The sequence below is a fragment of the Paenibacillus sp. OK076 genome (assembly GCF_900110055.1).
Taxonomy (GTDB): domain Bacteria; phylum Bacillota; class Bacilli; order Paenibacillales; family Paenibacillaceae; genus Paenibacillus.
The window spans coordinates 392,073-410,026 of the sequence record NZ_FOCH01000004.1; the positions used below are offsets into that span (position 1 = coordinate 392,073).

The following is a 17,954-nucleotide window of genomic DNA, read 5'->3' on the forward strand; positions in this document are numbered from 1 at the left end:
ATCTGACCATGGATGTGTAAATATGAAAATAACTTACAGCAGATCGAAAACAGTATCGAATGGCAGCACCCTTCGCGAGCCAAAGGAGCGCTTTGGATGAGAAAAATTAAGAACGCTTTCACGACATTGCCGATTCATCACAAAACCATTCTTCTCATCGGATTACTGATGCTGATCAGCTTCACGTTCTATGTGTCTGTCCTGGGATATGTGTTCGGCATTTATGACCGACAGATCTATGAGAAGTCCTCACAGGTGCTGAATATGTCTTCGGTAGGCATCGAGAACCAGCTGCGTGAAATCTCTAATCTATCCTTTAAAGTCATGTCTGACGAGCCGCTCCAGCAATACCTTCTTCAGTTGGAAAAAGCCGAAACGGGATATGAGCAAAATGGCCTGCGCAAAAAAATTACCAACCGATTGGTCGCATATGCAGGTTCGGAGAAATACGTCTATTCCATGATCTTTATCGATAATGATAATAATATTATGGCAGCTGGAAACCGGGAGGGGATCTCGGAGTCGAAGCAGAGTGAATTAGTTGCACTGGCACAACAATATTCGGGCTCCAATGCCTGGTACACGGGCGGCGACCAACAAGCCAGACTACTGTCAGTTAGACAGGTGAAGTCTTTTACCGGTGGAGCGTTCACGCTGGAGAAGCTGGGAACTCTCGTTATTCGTGTACGACTGGATCGGATTGTGCAGGACCAGATGCAGCACCCGGCAGAGGATTCACAGCTATTAATTACAGATGGCCGGGAAGTAATCTACCCAACAGAGTCGACTGTCAGTAAATCTGAAATTGAGTCTGAACTGAAGCGCACTCAACCCTATGGGATAGCCATGTTTGAGCAGGGAAGGAATTTTGTCGCCCGTGCAAATTCTCCCTATACCGATTGGGTGTATCTGTATATGACGCCCTTTGACCAGATGTTTAAGCAGATCCAGTTTGTTAAACAGCTGGTAACTGTCATTTTTATCATGATATTTCTGGCGGCGCTTATATTTGGAGCCAAGTTTTCTCGCAGCATTACACAACCCATCGCCCAGTTGATCAAGAAAATGCGCAATATCGAAAAAGGCGATCTGGATAAGCTGGAGGAAGCAGCGCTGGGCAATGTCCCGATATCTTCACAAAATGAGGTTGGATTGCTGCACCGCACGTTCAAGATGATGTTACAGCGTATACGCGAGCTCATTGACGAGAATTATGCGAAGCAACTTGTGATACGAGAGACTGAATTGAAAGCGCTTCAGGCGCAGATTAATCCACATTTTCTATATAACACACTGGAATCAATCAACTGGCTTGCCAAAGTACAGAAGCAGCACCAAATCTCCGAAATGGTTGAGGCCCTCGGATTTCTGCTGCGAAGCTCAGTGAACATGTCCGAGAAGTGGATTACTTTGGAAAGGGAACTGGACATCGTCCGCAGTTATGTGACGATTCAGCACACGCGGTTCGAGGAAAGACTTGATTTTGACATGGACATTGCGCCCGAAGTGGGAACTGCCCGCATTCCGAAGTTAACCTTGCAGCCATTGGTAGAGAACGCCATTCATTATGCATTGGAGCCAAGCATAGAACCTTGCCGAATTCGGATTAGGGCGAGAGCGGATGGAGACCATGTTGTAATTGAGGTGGAGGACGACGGCCCGGGCATGACTGCCGAATTTTTGGAGCAATTGCAGGAGGGACGCATACAGACGAGGGGACAGGGGATCGGGCTGTCAAACATCAAGGAACGGATCAGGTTGACCTTCGGCGACGAAGGCGAAATGATCATGAGCAGCAATCCCGGATCAGGGACCGTAGTATCGATCAGAATACCTTGGATCAGAGAGGACGATGACGATGTACAAAGTGATGCTCGTAGATGATGAACGTGTCATTCTGGAGGGAATTTCGCAAGTCGTGGATTGGGCTGCGGCGGGGACGGAACTGGTGGATACGGCGAGAAACGGTATTGAAGCGCTGGATAAAATCGGTCAATCCAGACCGGATATTATTATTACGGATATTTCGATGCCAGGCCTTGATGGTCTTGGACTCATTGAAAAAGCATCCGAAGCTTACCCTGGACTCCGCTTCATCATGTTGTCTGGCTACAAAGAGTTCGAATACGCTCGCCGGGCCATGCAATATGGAGTAAAGCATTATCTACTCAAACCGTGTAACGAGAACCAGATTCACGATGCCTTGTCCGAGTTGCTTCAGGAACACCAGGATGCCCAGGTGAAGGAACATGTGGCCGGAGAGATGAAACAGCGGCTGCAGCGGGTGCTGCCACATGTGAAGGAGCAGTTCCTGCTAGAGTTTATGACGAACCAAACCTATGGTCCGGTCGATTTGGAATATTATCAGGAGCTGTTTGACCTGGAGCTGGAGGATAACGAAGTTCGGCTGCTGCTGTTCCGAATCGCAGATGAACATGATTATAGTCATTTATTTGCGATCAAAAATATTGCCAGTGATCTGCTGCCCCATGTTCTGTTAAGCACTACCATTGAAGGCAAACTGTTAATTCTGCTGGGGGACTCTGCCGATTCGGTCGGTCTGAAGAAGAGCATCGAGGAAGTGCGGGCTGCTTTCACCAGACTATATAAACTGGAAGTTACGGCTGCCCTCAGTGAAGCAGATCGAATGATCCAGTCCCGACGTCTGTTCCGTGAGGCACTGCAATGTCTGAACCACCGCTTTTTTATCGGTGAAGGCAAGCTGATTACCAAAAGTGATCTGGAGCTGGCCGGCGAATGCGACGGTGTACATGTTGAACAAGATGCAGAGCAGCTCTGCCAGTTGATTAAGTCAGGCAATACCGAAGAAGCTGCAGCTGAAGTGGATCGCTTGTTCGAGCTTTTGTCCGGTCAGCAGCTGGAAATTGGGATTACTCGTTCGTATGTGGTGCAGTTGTATTCCGCAATGATTCATGTCTGTCCTCCTGAGGAGGCGACGGAATTCACCCAGCGGATGGCAGAGCTGCCCCACATCGATACCTTGTCTGGCTTAAAATCCTTTGTTGCCAGCAGTGCAGCCCGGTTAACCTCCGGTTATTACAAAAACCATATTAGCCGTCAGTCTTCTGCCGTGGAGAAGATGATGGATATTGTGGATCGACACTATGGCGAGGCTGATCTCTCTCTTAACGGGGTTGCCCATCAGATGTTATATATGAATCCGGATTATCTCGGGAAGATTTTCAAAAAAGTGACGGGAGAAAACTTCTCCAATTATGTGAATCGTTTACGCATTGAGCGTGCTTGCGACCATATTCGCAGAGGCGGGGATGTGAAGGTTTTTGAGCTTGCCGAATTGTTTGGCTTCGGAGGGAATTCACAATATTTCAGTCAGGTGTTCAAAAAGTGGACCGGCATGACACCTACCGAATTTCGTAGAACTGGCTTATAACAATTGACTGACGAACATGGAGTTGATATATGAGGGGGACGAACAGCGCTGATAGAGGTGCAGTTGTCCTCCTCTGTTTTTTGAACCAACAAGACGGTTTTGTGTATTCAACTATGGTCCGACATTTGAGAAAATGACAATATAAAGTTCGTGAAAGCGTTATCATAAAATAAAAGGTAACTCGTTCACACAACCATTTCAACATAAAAGGGGAGATTGGCATGGTGAAAAAGGCAATATTTCTGATGATGGCGGCATTGCTGGTATTAACAACGGCATGCAGCAGCAGCGGAGGATCGGGCGAAACATCTGCGGATGGTTCGGTAACACTTCGTATCGCATGGTGGGGATCGGATGCACGTCACGAATATACACAGAAGGTCATTGACTTGTACAAAGAGAAAAACCCGAACGTCAAAATTGACGTGGAATATGCTTCGTTCGATGACTACTGGAAAAAGCTCGCTCCACAAGCTGCAGCGAATCAACTGCCAGACATTGTTCAGATGGATATTTCCTACATCAGCCAATATGCACAGAATGGACAGCTCGAAGATCTGTCCCCGTACCTCGGAAACCAGATTAAAGTGGACGATGTATCCGAGAACGTAATCAGCACAGGCGTTATCAACAGCAAACAATATGGGGTACCTGCTGGTGTTAACGTACTGGGTTTCCAGTATGATCCTGCTCTGCTCAAAAAAGCGGGTGTGGATGCTATTCCCGAAAACATGACTTGGGAATCGTATGAAGAGCTTGGCAAACAAACGGCTGCCAAAGGACTCTTTTTGGATGGGGGCGTAGCGCCGGATATCTTTTTCCACTATTTCCTGCGTACCAAAGGATTGTCCCTCTACAATGCTGAAGGAACCGGTCTTGGCTATGATGACGACAAACTATTCGTTGAGTTCTTCGGACTCATGCGCCGGATGATCGAACAGGGCGCAGCGCCTTCACCGGATGTGGCGAACCAGACAAAAGGTATTATCGAGGAATCCGATCTGGTCAAGGAAAAAGGAATTGGCGTATGGCAATGGTCCAACCAGTTTGTAGCCTTGCAGCAGGTAGCCAACCGTCCGTTAGCGTTTGCACCAATGCCTGGTCCTGACATGGAAAAAGGACTTTATATGCAGCCAAGTATGTACTGGGCTGTAACATCGAACTCAAAAGTGAAGGAAGAAGCGGCCAAATTCATCGATTTCTGGGTGAATGACGTGGAAGCAAACAAACTGATCAAAGGCGAGCGCGGTGTGCCGATCTCCGGCAAAATCAAGGAAGCAATCGCTCCTGAGTTGAGTGATGCAACGAAACAGGTATTTGATTTCGTAGCGTCCATGGAGCCTAAGGCTTCACCAATGAGTCCACCACCACCGGTAGGTTCCCCGGAAGTCATTGCTTCTCTGGCGGACGTTGTGGAGGAACTGAACTTTGGTAAGGTGACACCGGAACAAGCAGCAGCGACATTCCGCAAAAATGCCGAGGCGGTTCTTGCCAACAATAAATAACAGTTGAATGATCGCTTGCTCATCCCATTACCGGGATGGACGGGAATAGGGCTACTCGCATAACGCGAGGGCCTTTCCCCGTCAGTAACTCGCAGCAAGGCTGCGGGAAGCAAGCAGATCAATAAAGGAGGTTCGTTCCGTTGAGGCAATATTCATCGTTGCGCAGAAACCTGACCGGGTATGCTTTTATTAGTCCTTTCATCATCGGTTTTCTGGGCTTTACGCTGATTCCGATGTTTGTATCCTTATACATGTCGTTTACGAGTTATAACCTGTTCACCTCTCCACGGTGGATAGGGCTGGACAACTACACCAAAATGTTCTTTGATGATCCGAAGTACTGGAATTCGGTTAAAGTAACGTTCTTGTATGTGTTTATTGGTGTCCCTCTAAGGCTGGTCTTCGCGCTTTTCGTAGCCATGATTCTGAATACGGGATCTCGTATGGTCGGAACGTATCGTACCTTGTACTACCTGCCGTCCATTATCGGTGGTAGTGTGGCCGTATCGATAATGTGGCGTAACCTTTTCAGTAATGAGGGTGTCATCAACAGTGCATTAACGGCAATCGGAATCGGGCCTATCAGCTGGTTTGGTGACCCGAATGCGTCTCTGGTTATGCTGATCTCGTTATCTGTTTGGCAGTTTGGATCTTCCATGCTTATTTTCCTCGCTGGTCTGAAAAATATCTCTCCCGAGATGTACGAAGCAGCAGGTGTGGATGGAGCCAACCCGGTGCGTAAATTTTTTGGTATCACCTTACCGCTACTCAGTCCAATCATTCTGTTCAACCTGATTATGCAAACGATCGGTGCATTTATGACCTTTGTACCTGCATATATCATCTCTAAAGGCGAGGGCGGTCCAATGGACGGTACGATGCTTTACTCGCTTTATCTGTTCCGTCAGGCATTTATGTTTAACAACATGGGTTATGCTTCGGCCATGGCCTGGATCATGCTTATTATGATCGGTATACTCACAGTCGCGGTGTTCCTGACATCCAAGTTCTGGGTGTTTTATGAATCTGAAGGAGGGAAGTAACGATGGTTTGGAGAAATGTGAAATGGCCCATCTATCACCTGTTCGTTGCAGCTTTGGCCCTCCTGATGCTTTATCCCGTTCTATGGATGCTTTTCAGCTCATTCAAAGAAAGTCGTACCATTTTCGTAACTGCCGAGTCCTTGTTCCCTACGGAATGGATCTGGAGTAACTACGCGGATGGCTGGAAAGGCGCAGGCGGAAGACCGTTTATGGATTACATCACCAACTCGCTCGTTATTGTGGTCATCTCTACGATTGGTGCCGTGTTATCCTCATCGCTGATCGCCTTTGGATTTGCCAGACTCAATTTCAAAGGACGTAACTTTTGGTTCTCCCTGATGATGTTGACTCTGATGCTGCCGCATGACGTTGTACTCGTACCTCAATATATTATCTTCACGAAGCTTGGCTGGTTGAATACCATTCTGCCGATTGTTGTACCTACGTTCTTCGGGATGCCGTTTTTTATCTTCCTGATGGTTCAGTTCATTCGTACAATTCCGAAAGAGCTGGATGAGGCGGCTACCATTGATGGATGTAACAAGTTCAGACTGTATGTACAGATTATTATGCCGCTCATCAAGTCGTCACTCGCAACGGCTGCGATCTTCTCCTTCTACTGGAGATGGGAAGATTTGCTCGGACCAGTACTGTATCTGAACTCGCCGGATAAATATACGGTCTCCATGGCGCTGAAAATGTTCCTGGACAGTGAGTCTGCCTCCAACTGGGGAGCGATGTTCGCGATGTCCATTGTGAGTCTCGTACCGGTTGTAGCCGTGTTCTTTATTTTCCAGAAACAAATTGTACAGGGCATGAGCACCAGCGGACTGAAAGGATAAACGATAACCACTGGATTCAAACCTGGATTAGCATGTTGAATAAGGAGGTTGTTCCTATTGAATAAGGCCCAGGGTAGTCAGGCTGTTGTCTCTAAGGCAACGGCAGAGGGCGATAAAGAGGCCGTTACCCATTGGAAGTTCAATTTTGGACCGGACTCTGGCAGTGCAGGTGAGATTGAGGGTTATTTGAAAGTGTCTGCCAGCACTGCATATGAAGAACAGGGAGAATACGGTTTTGAATCCGGCTCCCTTGTGTATGAGAAACAACGGATAAGTGAAGACGAAGGATCGGATTCCAGTAGGGCAAACAACGGCAAACAAGGGCAGGCCAATGTGTCTGCCCGATTACGTTCAGGCTTTTGCATTCCGCTTAAGGCATCTTTCATCGTTGATGTACCCGATGGAACCTATCAGGTCTTGTTAATTGCAGGGGATGAATTGGCGGAGACGATCACCCGTGTCAAAGCCGGAGAGGGCAGATTGATGCTGCCAACCATTCGTACACTTCCTGGGCAATGTGCAGAGGTTCGATTCTCGGTTGTGGTTCGAGGAGGTAAGCTCCGACTATCCTTCTCCGGTCCTGCGCCACGGATTAATGCATTGGAGATCACACTTGCCAATCAGACGATGACTGTGTTTCTCGCTGGTGATTCTACCGTGACGGATCAGCCGGAAAGTGGATATCCATACTGCGGCTGGGGCCAGCTGTTACCCGCACAGTTCAAACATGATGTTGCTGTAGATAATCATGCCCAGTCTGGGCGCAGCTCCCGGAGCTTTATCAATGAAGGCAGATTGGATGCCATTCTGGAGACGATTAAACCGGAAGATTTTCTGTTTATTCAATTTGGACACAACGATGAGAAGCCGGACCCTGACCGGGGAACGGAGCCTTTCACAACATATAAGGAATATTTGAAAAAGTATATCGATGCTGCCCGCGAAGCCAAGGCTTGTCCGGTGCTCGTGACGCCGGTGCACCGGCGCTACTTCGCTGATGAAGGCACATTAACCGACACGCATGGCGATTATATCATCGCCGTGCGTGAGCTGGCGGAGGAGGAAGGGGTGCCGCTGATCGATCTGGCTGAGCGAAGCCGCATTCTGTTCGAGCAAGCGGGTATTGAAGGCAGCAAGGAGGATTTTATGTGGGTGCTGCCGGGTGAGTACGTGACCTTTCCTGCAGGCATGGAGGATAACACGCATTTTCAGGAGCGCGGTGCCCGTCGCCTCGCCATGCAGGTGGCGGAAGCCATCCGCGAGCTGCGACTGCAGCCGCTGCAAATGTACTTGAGGTGAGGGGCGAAGGAGGGCGGAATCGGAGCAGAGGGAGCGAAGCGTCCGCCTTTGGAGCGGGATTTCCCCTGCTGAGGGGGAATGAAAAAGAAATCCCGAGCCAACAGCGGCCCGCAGCCCGATCCGCCCACCGAAGCGCCTGCCTCGCGAGCCACCCGCGCGTTTAACTAATTATTGCCTTAGCAAAGGAGAAATTATTATGGCACAGGATCAGACGAACACTTCAGCACATAAAACATCTCCCAAAGTGACAGGTCACACCTACTGGGTGATCCCCGATGGTTATATTCCACCGGACAGCTCGGGCTCGCTGGAGAGTCACGAGAGCATCTGTGTATTAAATACAGGCACAGTGGATGCAGAGCTGCAAATAACGATCTACTTTGAAGACAGAGAACCGCTTGAAGATATCTTGGCCGAGGTACCTGCACGGAGAACAAAGCATATCCGGACAGCGTCGCTGAGATCGGGTGAGCAACTTATCCCTACGGGAGTACCCTATGCTATTACCGTCTCCAGCAATGTTCCTGTTATCGTCCAGTACAGTCGTCTGGATACAACGCAGCCTGAACTGGCACTCATGAGTGTTATGGCGTTTCCACTGGGATAACATGTGAATTATGAAATAAAAAGACGACCCGTAACCTTGCATGAACTGCAGGCTGCTGATCGTCTTTTTGCTTTACTCATCGTATTTATACGTACTGGCATTGAGGATTTTCACATGAACCTCGACCTTACCGAGTTTAAACCGCTCAAGTGGATTTGCCCGTTTATATACCTCTTGTCTCCACAGGGGGAGGTCATGGCGATAGAGATATTCCACAAAACCGTAGGAATCAATCTTGCGTGATTTGGTTTTCTCAAACGTATTGCGAATTTCGGACTCAATCTGTTTCTCCGCCTCTTTTTCCATAACTTGAGGAGAAAGGTGAGAGTTATGATCCTCGATGATGGCGCTTTTAACCGACGTAACCAGGTCGAATGTTACACCATTTCCTTCTTTCCTCGCCTTAATCGTGGTCTTGGGGTTATTAAGCCTAAGCGTTAGCTGCGGCGTTTTGCTCCCGCTGCTGTATACGTACAACGGATATTGAAAGACGCGGTCATAATTCACGAAGCGTGTGCCATTAGCATCTTTGCCCGTTACCCTGCCTTGATTTTTACCGTTTGTAATGACGTAAAAACCATCCATTTTAATGAGCGGGGGTGCTTTATCCCCGTTATACCAGGTCTCGTTCTGATTGGTAATGGATGGCAAAAGAATAACTGAAGCAGGCTCCCGAAATCCGTCAAGGAGCTGATGAAGCCGGATGGGTTCATAACCGGAATGTTGCTTGTACAGCTTCATCGGTTCAAACAGCTCGATGGTCTGGGCGGATTGGTTCAGCAGGGCAGAGGGAGCGAGTACATCTGTAATTTTTTGTTCTGTACCATATAGCCAGGGAGTATATCTCAATTGTCCGGAATGCAACAGTGTATTGAAGATATCCTCCAGCCGTCCATTCAACACATTTTTGGATAATACAATCGCTTTTACATGGGTCCACAGCGTTTGTTGCTGAGACGTTTGATACAGGTCATCAATAGCCATACTCAGCGTAGAACCCTTACCCCGCCCGATCCAGATATCACTTGCTTGCCTTGAAGTGGGTCCTTCCTGCTTGGCAATATTGGAGAAATCAATAAGTTGAGCATAAGCAACGTAATGGTTGTCTACATAATCTATCCCTACAGCCGTGATAAAGTTAATGCTCTGAACCTCTTTGGAATCCCAGCACCCGGTCAACAGGATAAAGCAGCTTATTAACAAGCTAACCTTAGCCATCCATCTTGTCACGAGCGTTTCCTCCGGCGAGTGGAATCCTGGGTATGGAGTACAGCTGGGCGCTTGGTCCGTTTCATGGAAGGGGGCATGGATACGGCTTGGGTGAAGTCGCCGGGTATATAAGGAGAGACGGGTGACAGGTATGAGACACCATAACACTCCAAGGATACAAGGTGCACCAGCAGACCAAGCAGTCCAATGATGAAACCGAATAACCCAAGAATGGAAGAAATGACTAGCATTCCGATCCGGACTTGAGCAGTAGCTCCACTAAGCACGGTATTTACCAGAATATAGCTGGAGATCACAGAGATCGCCACCGTGACAATGATCGTGGGGGAAGTAATTCCTGCTCGAATAGCTGCATCTCCGATAATAAGCCCACCGACCACGCTGACGGTCTGTCCCAAGGCACGTGGGAGTCGGCGGCCAGCTTCATTAAATAGCTCGAACATAAATATCATTAGAAATGCTTCCAGCGTTACTGGCATAGGTAGACCCATCCGGGTACCTGAAATGGTTGCGAGCAGAGGCAGGGGGATCTGTTCCACATTGAAACTGGTCAGGCCGATATAAAAGGCAGGAAAGAAGCAGGCAATCAGTAATCCGGAAATGCGCAAAATTCGCTCAAAAGTAACAATGAAAAAAGGGGTGCTCTCGTCTTCTGGCGACTTTAGCTGATTAAACAGAGTGGTTGGAGCGATAATGGCTACGGGTGAACCTTCAATGAGAACCGCAAATCGCCCATTTAAAAGGGAGTCCACGACATAATCGGGTCGCTCCGTATTATCCGTGAGCGGGAAGATGCTGCGAATTCCCCCCATAATTGCCCGTTCCATAATCGAGGTACCGAGAAGGCCATCGATTTCAATTTGGTCGAGATTTTGGCGTGCTTCTTTCAGAATATCCGGGTTAATGATGTCTTTGACATACAACAGACCAATAGAGGTCTGGGTACGACCGCCTTTAACATATTTCTCATAACACATGGAAGAGGTTTTCATTCGTTTGCGAATGAGGCCGATATTCACGGACAGCTCTTCAGTGAACCCATCCCGAGGCCCTTTAATCGATGACTCGATCGCCGACTCCTCAGGGTTTCTTCCTGGGATACTCGCGATATCCAGACTGCAGGACTGATCACCATTTCCGAAAATGAGCAGTAATTGTCCGCTAAAAATCAACAGATTTAAATTTTCTGTATCTTTGAGATCATCCACCGGATTCAAGGTTAATCCCAATTCTTTGGGATGTGCTTCTTCTATGAACAGAGAATGCTGTTCCAGACGTGGGATAATAAACTGGTTGATTTGTTTGCCATCCACCAAACCGTCGCAGTAGATCATAATCACCGACATATCGGTTTCATCTTTGGCAGGAAAGGTCTGAATAACAACATCTGCGCAGGGATTGAACTGCTCTTCGAAAGAGGCAAGCAGTGTTTCATGGGACGTGGTGTCAATCGTTTGGTGCTCCATGATGTTTCCTCCTCTGATGGCGTGAACTGATGTATGCAACGGCTGTTGCAACTACCGCTAGTCCGCTCAGATACATGAGATTGAACGGGAATATGTATTGGACAAGCAGCTTTTCGAATGTCATATCATCCAGAGGATACAGCATGGAAAGAATAAATAAGACGCCAAGAGTGGCACAACATATGATCCTTCTGGAGGCGCTCTTAATATTCCAAATTTCTACTACAATATACATGGCCAGACTAATCCGGGTAAAAGAACCGGCCAGCCACTGGTAGATGGAAAAGAAATCAGTCTGGGCAATATATTTGCCCAAGGAGGCAATTCGCCATTCTTCAAAGGCGGGATATCGCATTTTGGCAGCTTCAAAAGGATCGAATTCCACGATCGCCCCAATGAGCGGGCCAAGGGTCAGCCCAAGAATAATGAACGCGAGCATCAGGTATTGCCATACACGTATCCGCTTGGAGAGGTGGGGCTGCAAGTACCAGATGAACAGCAGCTCAAACATGCCTGAAAGGCTGTAGACTGTACCATGAAGCACAGGGTGCCAGCCATGTTCAAGCACAGGCAGCAGACGACTGTAATCTTTGTATTGTGAATTAACGATTGCGACATAGAAGCCAAGCAGCACAACCAGTGGCAGGATCAATCCTGCTGTAAATGCCAGAGAACGTATACCTTTATAGGCTGCATAGGCACAAAGAGTCATCAGGGCAATGCTTGTAACCAATACTGGTGTCTCCGTCAGGTAATTGGTTTTGGCCCAAGTGGTGGTATCATGCAGAGTGAAGTAGATTACGGACAGAAAAAAGAGGCTGTTTCCCACCCGAAACAGCATGCCAAGAGGCTTGCCAAGATGGGAAGTCAGCCATTCATGCAGGGTTTGGTGCTGGAGAAAACGAGAGACAAACGCAAGCATCAGCGTGAATATAAGATAGGGCCCTGCAGACAACAGAACGGATATCCATGCATCTCTTTTGGCCGAAGACAAAAGAGCAGGGATGATCAGGACGTGGCTGATCAGGCCGACAGATAACATTATTAACATCATGGCTTGCAAAAAAGAAGGCTGTGTTGGTTTCATGCTGAGGGTACCTCTTTTCCCAATATACTGTTCTCAGCAGTGTTAACGTGAACAAGCCTTCTCATACTGTCAGTCGAAATAACGTATCCCCATCGCTTCTCGAACCTCAAGCATTGTCTCACGTGCAGCCTGACGGGCCTGACGTGTGCCTTCCACGAGGATTTCTTTCACTTCATGCCCACGTTGTTCATAGTAATTTCGCCGTTCACGGAAAGGGGAGAGCAGTTCGTTAATTGCATTGCCCGCCATCTTCTTGCAGTCCTTGCATCCAATGGTGCCGTCACTGCAGCTCGCATGAATCTCAGCGGCTTCATCCTTTCGAAACAGCTGGTGATAGGCAAACACCGGACAAATATCCGGATGCCCCGGGTCAGAACGATGAATGCGGGCAGGATCGGTTTTCGCTCTGGACAGCTTGGCATACACATCATCAGGATGAGCATTCAACGAAATGGCGTTGCCCATGCTTTTGCTCATTTTGCCCACGCCATCCAGTCCGCCCAGCCGTTCTCCGGTCAGAATACGTGGTTCAGGCAGAACTGGCGCATATAATTCATTGAACCGCCGTACCAGTTTCCGCGCTGTTTCGATATGTGGGATCTGGTCTTCACCTGCCGGAACAAGGGTTGCTTTGCAGAACGCAATATCCGCAGCCTGACTGACGGGATAACCGAGAAATCCGTAATAGAGGTCTTTATAGCCACGGTCAAGCGCTTCGTTTTTAATCGTGGGATTATGCCGAAGACTGTTCACCGTGATAAACATGGAGAAAATGACAGTCAGCTCGGCAATTTCCGGAATCATCGACTGGATGAACAGAGTGGCTTTATTGGGATCGATACCTACGGCAAGATAATCAAGTGTCACTTGATGTACGCTGTCTGCAATCAGCCCCGGTTGATCATAGTGGGTCGTGAGCGCCTGTACATCAGCCAGTAAAATATACGTTTTGTACTCATCCTGCAATTGCACCCGACTGCGCAGGCTGCCCACGTAATGGCCGAGATGAAGCTGACCGGTTGTCCGGTCTCCGGTTAAAATAATGTCTTTGTTCTTGTTCATGGTTCATTCTCCTTTGATGTTGTGATTTGTCGATCCTTAATTGCTGACGCCACCAGCCGTCTTCCACGACCATCACCTCCTTTCAGCCTGCAACAGTTTTGGGTACATAAATTAAATCAAAAAAGCCTCGTCCTTCATCCTGTTTCCCAGACGGGAACAGAACAGAAGGACGAAGCTTATACTTCGCGGTGCCACCTTAATTGGCCGCTGGTTGCGGCCCACTTGAGGGATACGGATGAATATATGCGGAAAGCCCACATATGCCTTATCGATATCCTGTCCATGGATAACGGCTGAACATGCCGCCTTGCCTACTGACGATCCGCGCTCCTGAGTTAGGTGGCAGAACGGGTTCAACTCGGAACTCCGAAGTCCATTTCCACATGACCGATACACCTGCTCACACCATCCGCCGGCTCTCTGAGGTATCTAATCCTGTGTACTTCTCTTCATCATTGTTGATAACGTCCGTTTACAATTTTTCACATTGTATCACGCTTGATCTGGTTTGACCAGCCCGCGTTTTCTTCCGCTCATATTGGTGCCAAGCACACCAGCGATGATCAGCAGGGCTCCAATAAAGTGGTATCCATGAACGGGTTCATGCAATATCCAGGCTCCGCCAGCGATCGAAATGAGTGTGGACAAATTACTGAATACACTCATTTTGGAAGCTTCCAGATGAGTCAGGGCATAACTCGCCAGCAGCGTGGAGAACATGGTGGAGAGGACGGCCAGATAGGCCAGTGCTCCCAGGTAAGATGCATCTCCGAGTGGCTTCACATAATCCATCATGGTTCCGCTCGATGCGTGACGAATCAGGGAAGCTGCGTTGAAGACGATAAATCCAACCATCAGGGTCACCCAGGTCAATTCCATCGGTTTATATTTCTGTGCCAAGGGTCGTGCCAATACACCATAACCTGCAAAACACACCGTGGAGAGCAGCAGTAAAGCAATACCTTTAAAATTGCCTGCTGACATCCCGCTCCCTTTCATCATGAAAATAAAGATTACACCCGCCACAGACAACAGCAGAAACAGTTTTTGCAAAAGGGATGTGCGTTCCTTGAGAAAGATAGAGGCCAACACAAGTGTAAATACGGGTGCCATTGCCTGAATAATCCCTGCTTCCGATGAGTTGGAAGAGACTAACCCGAATGCCTGAAAGGCAAAGAACAAAACAGGAGAGAGCAGCCCTAACGGAATGATACGCCACAGATCACGAAGGGTTAGCCTGATCTTGATCCATCCAAAAATGACAGGGATGCTGACTACGAGCAATGACAAAGCAAAACGATGGGCAAGTACATCAATGGGATGTGCGACACTCACCGTCATTTTGACAAATAAAAAGGATAAGCCAATAATGGCTGCGTATAAAACAGCTGCTACATATGCGTAAGTTCTAGTTTGGCTATTGTTCATAAGGTTTCCTCCAATGTGTGCGATCTGACCTTATTCAATATACTGCCAGACCAATAGTGGTACAATAGACAAAAACGATTACTGTACCGGTACACTTAAGGCAATGCTGAAGTCGGAGGAGAGGCAGAATCCAATGAGAAAATACGAGATTATCGCCGAATCACTGAAGGAATGGATTCAGGACCAATTGCGGCAGCAGAACAGTGGACAATGGCAGGATAAAGGCATCAAACTGCCGGCTGTACGTGTTCTGGCTGAGCAATATCAATGTAGTGTGAGTACAGCCATACGCGCGTACGAGTGGCTGGAGGAGCGGCATCTGGTCTACGCGGTGCCCCAGTCCGGGTATTATGCGGTTCAGAATGGAGCCGAGGTGGAGGATGGAGCGTGGCAGGGGCCGCTGGATTTTGCCTCCGCAGCTCCTGATCCGCGAGTGTTCCCGTATTCCGATTTTCGCCATTGTGTGGATGAGGCAATGGCGAAGAAACAGGCCGACCTGTTCTTGTACGGAACGGAGAGAGGCTTGCCTTCCTTGATTGAATTGCTGGAGAAGCAATTCGCCGATTATCAGGTGTTTGCCCGGCAGGAACAGTTCTTTATTACGTCAGGGGTACAGCAGGCCCTTGCTGTGCTGGCGCTAATGCCTTTTCCGAATGGGAAAAAGCAGGTGATGCTGGAACTGCCGGGTTATCATAATATGCCTTCGCTTCTACAAGGACTGAATGTACCGATTGCTGGTGTGAGACGCTCGCTGGATGGCCTGGATTGGGAGGCGCTCGGACGACAGTTCCGCGAAGGAGACATCAAATTTTTTTATGTCATGCCGCGTTTTCACAACCCGATTGGGACTTCCCTGACGGCAGCTGAGAAGAAAAAATTGATCCGCCTGGCGCAGCGTTACGATGTCTATCTGGTAGAGGACGATTTCTTGGCTGATCTGGAAGAGAACACAAAGCAGGACCCGTTATGGTCGTATGATACGGAAGGGCGAGTCATTTATCTGAAAAGTTACTCCAAAATCCTGTTTCCCGGCCTGCGGATTGGCGTGGCTATTCTGCCTGCAAGTCTTACTGCATCATTTAGTAAATACAAAAAAATGCTCGACATTGACACAGCGGTATTGTCTCAGGCAGCACTTGAGGTCTACATCCGTAACGGGATGTTTGCTCACCATGGCAAAGTCATCCGCAGCCGCTATGCTGCCCGGATGAACAAATTGTATGAACAGCTTAATGCCTTCCCGGACTTCAGTCCATTTGTGAAAGCACCGCGCACAGGAGGGGAGCATACGGTTCTGCCACTGCCTAAGGATATGCCGCTCAGGGTCTTGCTGTCCCGGTTGGATCAACGTGGAGTCATTGCCGATACAACAGAACGATATTATCCGGAAGGTGCACAGGAGATACATCAGGATAAAATGCTGCGGTTAAATATATCCAATGTTCCAAAGCAGCGGATCAAGGAAGGGCTGCGGATTATCCGTGAGGAAATAGTGAAACTGCAAAAGGCGTCCACACAAGCGGATTAATCGCTTGGGGGACGCCTTATTTCATCAGGTAAATTTCAGTGATGCCTGCTATGATGCGATATGTGAATGGTTTAGATAACCGTTTACGCCTGAGCCATAGCTTTGAAGGAAGCTTCTGCGGCTTCGAGTGTTTCCGCAACATCCTTGTCCGTATGTGCAGTGGTCAGGAACCAGGCTTCATATTTAGAAGGAGCCAGATTAATGCCACGATTTAACATATGACGGAAGAAGGAAGCGAACTGTTCACCATCGGTGTCCTGGGCTTGATCATAGTTCGTAATCGGATGGTCACAGAAGTGAGTGGAAAAGGCACCACGAATTCGGTTAATGGTTAACGCAATGCCATGACGATCCGCAGAAGCCTGAAGGCCTGTTGTCAGATCAATGGCTAGACGTTCCATCTCCGCATATACACCTTCGCCTTGCAGAACCTCCAGACAAGCGATACCCGCAGAGATAGACGCAGGGTTACCAGCCATCGTTCCGGCTTGATAGGCAGGGCCGAGTGGAGCAACCTGCTCCATGACCTGTTTACGACCGCCGTAAGCACCGATTGGCAGACCGCCGCCAATGATTTTGCCAAGTGCAGTCAGATCCGGTTCGATCTCCGCATGATTGTCCAGTCCCGCGTACGTCTGTGTGGAACCATAGTGGAAACGGAAGGCTGTAATGACCTCATCGTAAATGACAAGCGAGCCATTGTCCCGTGTCATGGCACAGAGTCCTTCCAGGAAGCCGGGTTCTGGCATAACCATACCGAAGTTGCCGACAATCGGTTCAACCATAACTGCGGCGACATCATCGCCCCAACGCTCCAGAGCCGCTTTCAGGCTGTCCAGATCGTTGAACGGTACTGTGATGACTTCGTGGGCAATGCTTGTCGGAATGCCTGCACTATCGGGAATACCCAGCGTGGACGGCCCCGAACCTGCTGCCACAAGGACCAGATCGGAGTGACCATGGTAACATCCGGCGAATTTCACAATTTTATTACGTTTGGTGTAGGCACGGGCAACCCGGATGGTAGTCATGACTGCTTCTGTACCGGAGTTTACAAAACGAACCTTGTCCATGGAAGGAATGGCTTCTTTCAGCATTTTGGCGAGCTTGATCTCAAGCTCAGTAGGTGTACCGTACAGCACACCATTTGCTGCTGCCTCGGTAATCGCCTGGGTAATATGAGGGTGAGCATGTCCTGTAACAATCGGACCGTAGGCCGCGAGATAATCGATATAACGGTTGTCATCGACATCCCAGAAGTGTGCACCTTGTGCCTTTTTCATAAATACAGGTGCACCACCACCCACCGCTTTGAATGAGCGGGAAGGACTGTTGACACCTCCTACAATATGTTGAAGTGCTTCTTCGTATAAAAGCTCGGAACGGGAACGTGATGGATTCATAAGATAACTTCCTTTCAAATTAGATAAACAAAACACAGCGAG

The 17,954-nt window shown here is 48.6% G+C and carries 14 protein-coding genes and 1 other annotated feature; of the genes, 8 read left to right on the top strand and 6 right to left on the bottom strand.

Going from position 1 to position 17,954, the window contains the following annotated elements; genetic code table 11:
• Positions 1 to 96 precede the first annotated feature (96 nt).
• From BMY78_RS26570 to BMY78_RS26600, 7 genes are all read left to right on the top strand, one after another.
• On the top strand, positions 97 to 1,884 hold the full coding sequence (locus BMY78_RS26570; RefSeq protein ID WP_090904310.1) for a sensor histidine kinase: 1,788 nt from the start codon (positions 97 to 99) through the stop codon (positions 1,882 to 1,884).
• Positions 1,859 to 3,412 carry a response regulator transcription factor gene (locus tag BMY78_RS26575; RefSeq protein WP_090904311.1) on the top strand — a complete coding sequence of 518 codons (1,554 nt, stop codon included), beginning with the start codon at positions 1,859 to 1,861 and terminating at the stop codon, positions 3,410 to 3,412. The genes BMY78_RS26570 and BMY78_RS26575 overlap by 26 nt, the downstream gene beginning before the upstream one ends.
• A 221-nt stretch (positions 3,413 to 3,633) precedes the next feature.
• Positions 3,634 to 4,917 (top strand): ABC transporter substrate-binding protein, encoded by a 1,284-nt coding sequence (locus BMY78_RS26580; protein WP_090904312.1) that lies wholly within the window; start codon positions 3,634 to 3,636, stop codon positions 4,915 to 4,917.
• A 140-nt stretch (positions 4,918 to 5,057) separates the two neighbouring features.
• Complete coding sequence (locus tag BMY78_RS26585; RefSeq protein ID WP_076292266.1) at positions 5,058 to 5,960, top strand: carbohydrate ABC transporter permease; 903 nt, start codon at positions 5,058 to 5,060, stop codon at positions 5,958 to 5,960.
• A 2-nt stretch (positions 5,961 to 5,962) separates the two neighbouring features.
• Entirely contained in the window at positions 5,963 to 6,802 is an 840-nt protein-coding gene (locus BMY78_RS26590; protein ID WP_024633028.1) for a carbohydrate ABC transporter permease, read from the top strand.
• A 174-nt stretch (positions 6,803 to 6,976) separates the two neighbouring features.
• Positions 6,977 to 8,101 carry a rhamnogalacturonan acetylesterase gene (locus BMY78_RS26595; protein ID WP_371129196.1) on the top strand — a complete coding sequence of 375 codons (1,125 nt, stop codon included), beginning with the start codon at positions 6,977 to 6,979 and terminating at the stop codon, positions 8,099 to 8,101.
• A gap of 196 nt (positions 8,102 to 8,297) precedes the next feature.
• Positions 8,298 to 8,708 carry a sensory rhodopsin transducer gene (locus tag BMY78_RS26600; RefSeq protein WP_090904313.1) on the top strand — a complete coding sequence of 137 codons (411 nt, stop codon included), beginning with the start codon at positions 8,298 to 8,300 and terminating at the stop codon, positions 8,706 to 8,708.
• A 72-nt stretch (positions 8,709 to 8,780) separates the two neighbouring features.
• Here BMY78_RS26600 and BMY78_RS26605 read toward each other — a convergent pair whose 3' ends face one another.
• The 5 genes from BMY78_RS26605 to BMY78_RS26625 all read right to left on the bottom strand — a co-directional run bounded on the left by BMY78_RS26605 (position 8,781) and on the right by BMY78_RS26625 (position 14,981).
• Positions 8,781 to 9,938 (bottom strand): Ger(x)C family spore germination protein, encoded by a 1,158-nt coding sequence (locus BMY78_RS26605; protein WP_090904314.1) that lies wholly within the window; start codon positions 9,936 to 9,938, stop codon positions 8,781 to 8,783.
• Entirely contained in the window at positions 9,935 to 11,404 is a 1,470-nt protein-coding gene (locus tag BMY78_RS26610) for a spore germination protein (protein WP_090904315.1), read from the bottom strand. Before BMY78_RS26610 ends, BMY78_RS26605 begins: the two co-directional genes overlap by 4 nt.
• A complete protein-coding gene (locus BMY78_RS26615; protein WP_090904316.1) occupies positions 11,385 to 12,491 on the bottom strand; it encodes a GerAB/ArcD/ProY family transporter in 1,107 nt (368 codons plus the stop codon). The genes BMY78_RS26610 and BMY78_RS26615 overlap by 20 nt, the downstream gene beginning before the upstream one ends.
• A gap of 69 nt (positions 12,492 to 12,560) precedes the next feature.
• Positions 12,561 to 13,553, bottom strand: coding sequence for a tryptophan--tRNA ligase (gene trpS, locus BMY78_RS26620; protein WP_090904317.1), 993 nt, complete (start codon positions 13,551 to 13,553; stop codon positions 12,561 to 12,563).
• Between the two features lie 162 nt (positions 13,554 to 13,715).
• Positions 13,716 to 14,018: a binding site (T-box leader), on the bottom strand.
• A gap of 27 nt (positions 14,019 to 14,045) precedes the next feature.
• Positions 14,046 to 14,981 carry a DMT family transporter gene (locus BMY78_RS26625; protein ID WP_090904318.1) on the bottom strand — a complete coding sequence of 312 codons (936 nt, stop codon included), beginning with the start codon at positions 14,979 to 14,981 and terminating at the stop codon, positions 14,046 to 14,048.
• A 133-nt stretch (positions 14,982 to 15,114) separates the two neighbouring features.
• Here BMY78_RS26625 and BMY78_RS26630 point away from each other — a divergent pair, with 133 nt between their 5' ends.
• Entirely contained in the window at positions 15,115 to 16,509 is a 1,395-nt protein-coding gene (locus BMY78_RS26630) for an aminotransferase-like domain-containing protein (RefSeq protein WP_090904319.1), read from the top strand.
• Positions 16,510 to 16,592: 83 nt separating this feature from the next.
• Here BMY78_RS26630 and BMY78_RS26635 read toward each other — a convergent pair whose 3' ends face one another.
• The gene (locus BMY78_RS26635; RefSeq protein WP_090904320.1) at positions 16,593 to 17,912 is read right to left on the bottom strand and encodes a glutamate-1-semialdehyde 2,1-aminomutase; all 1,320 of its coding nucleotides are present in this window, start codon (positions 17,910 to 17,912) and stop codon (positions 16,593 to 16,595) included.
• Positions 17,913 to 17,954: the final 42 nt, after the last annotated feature.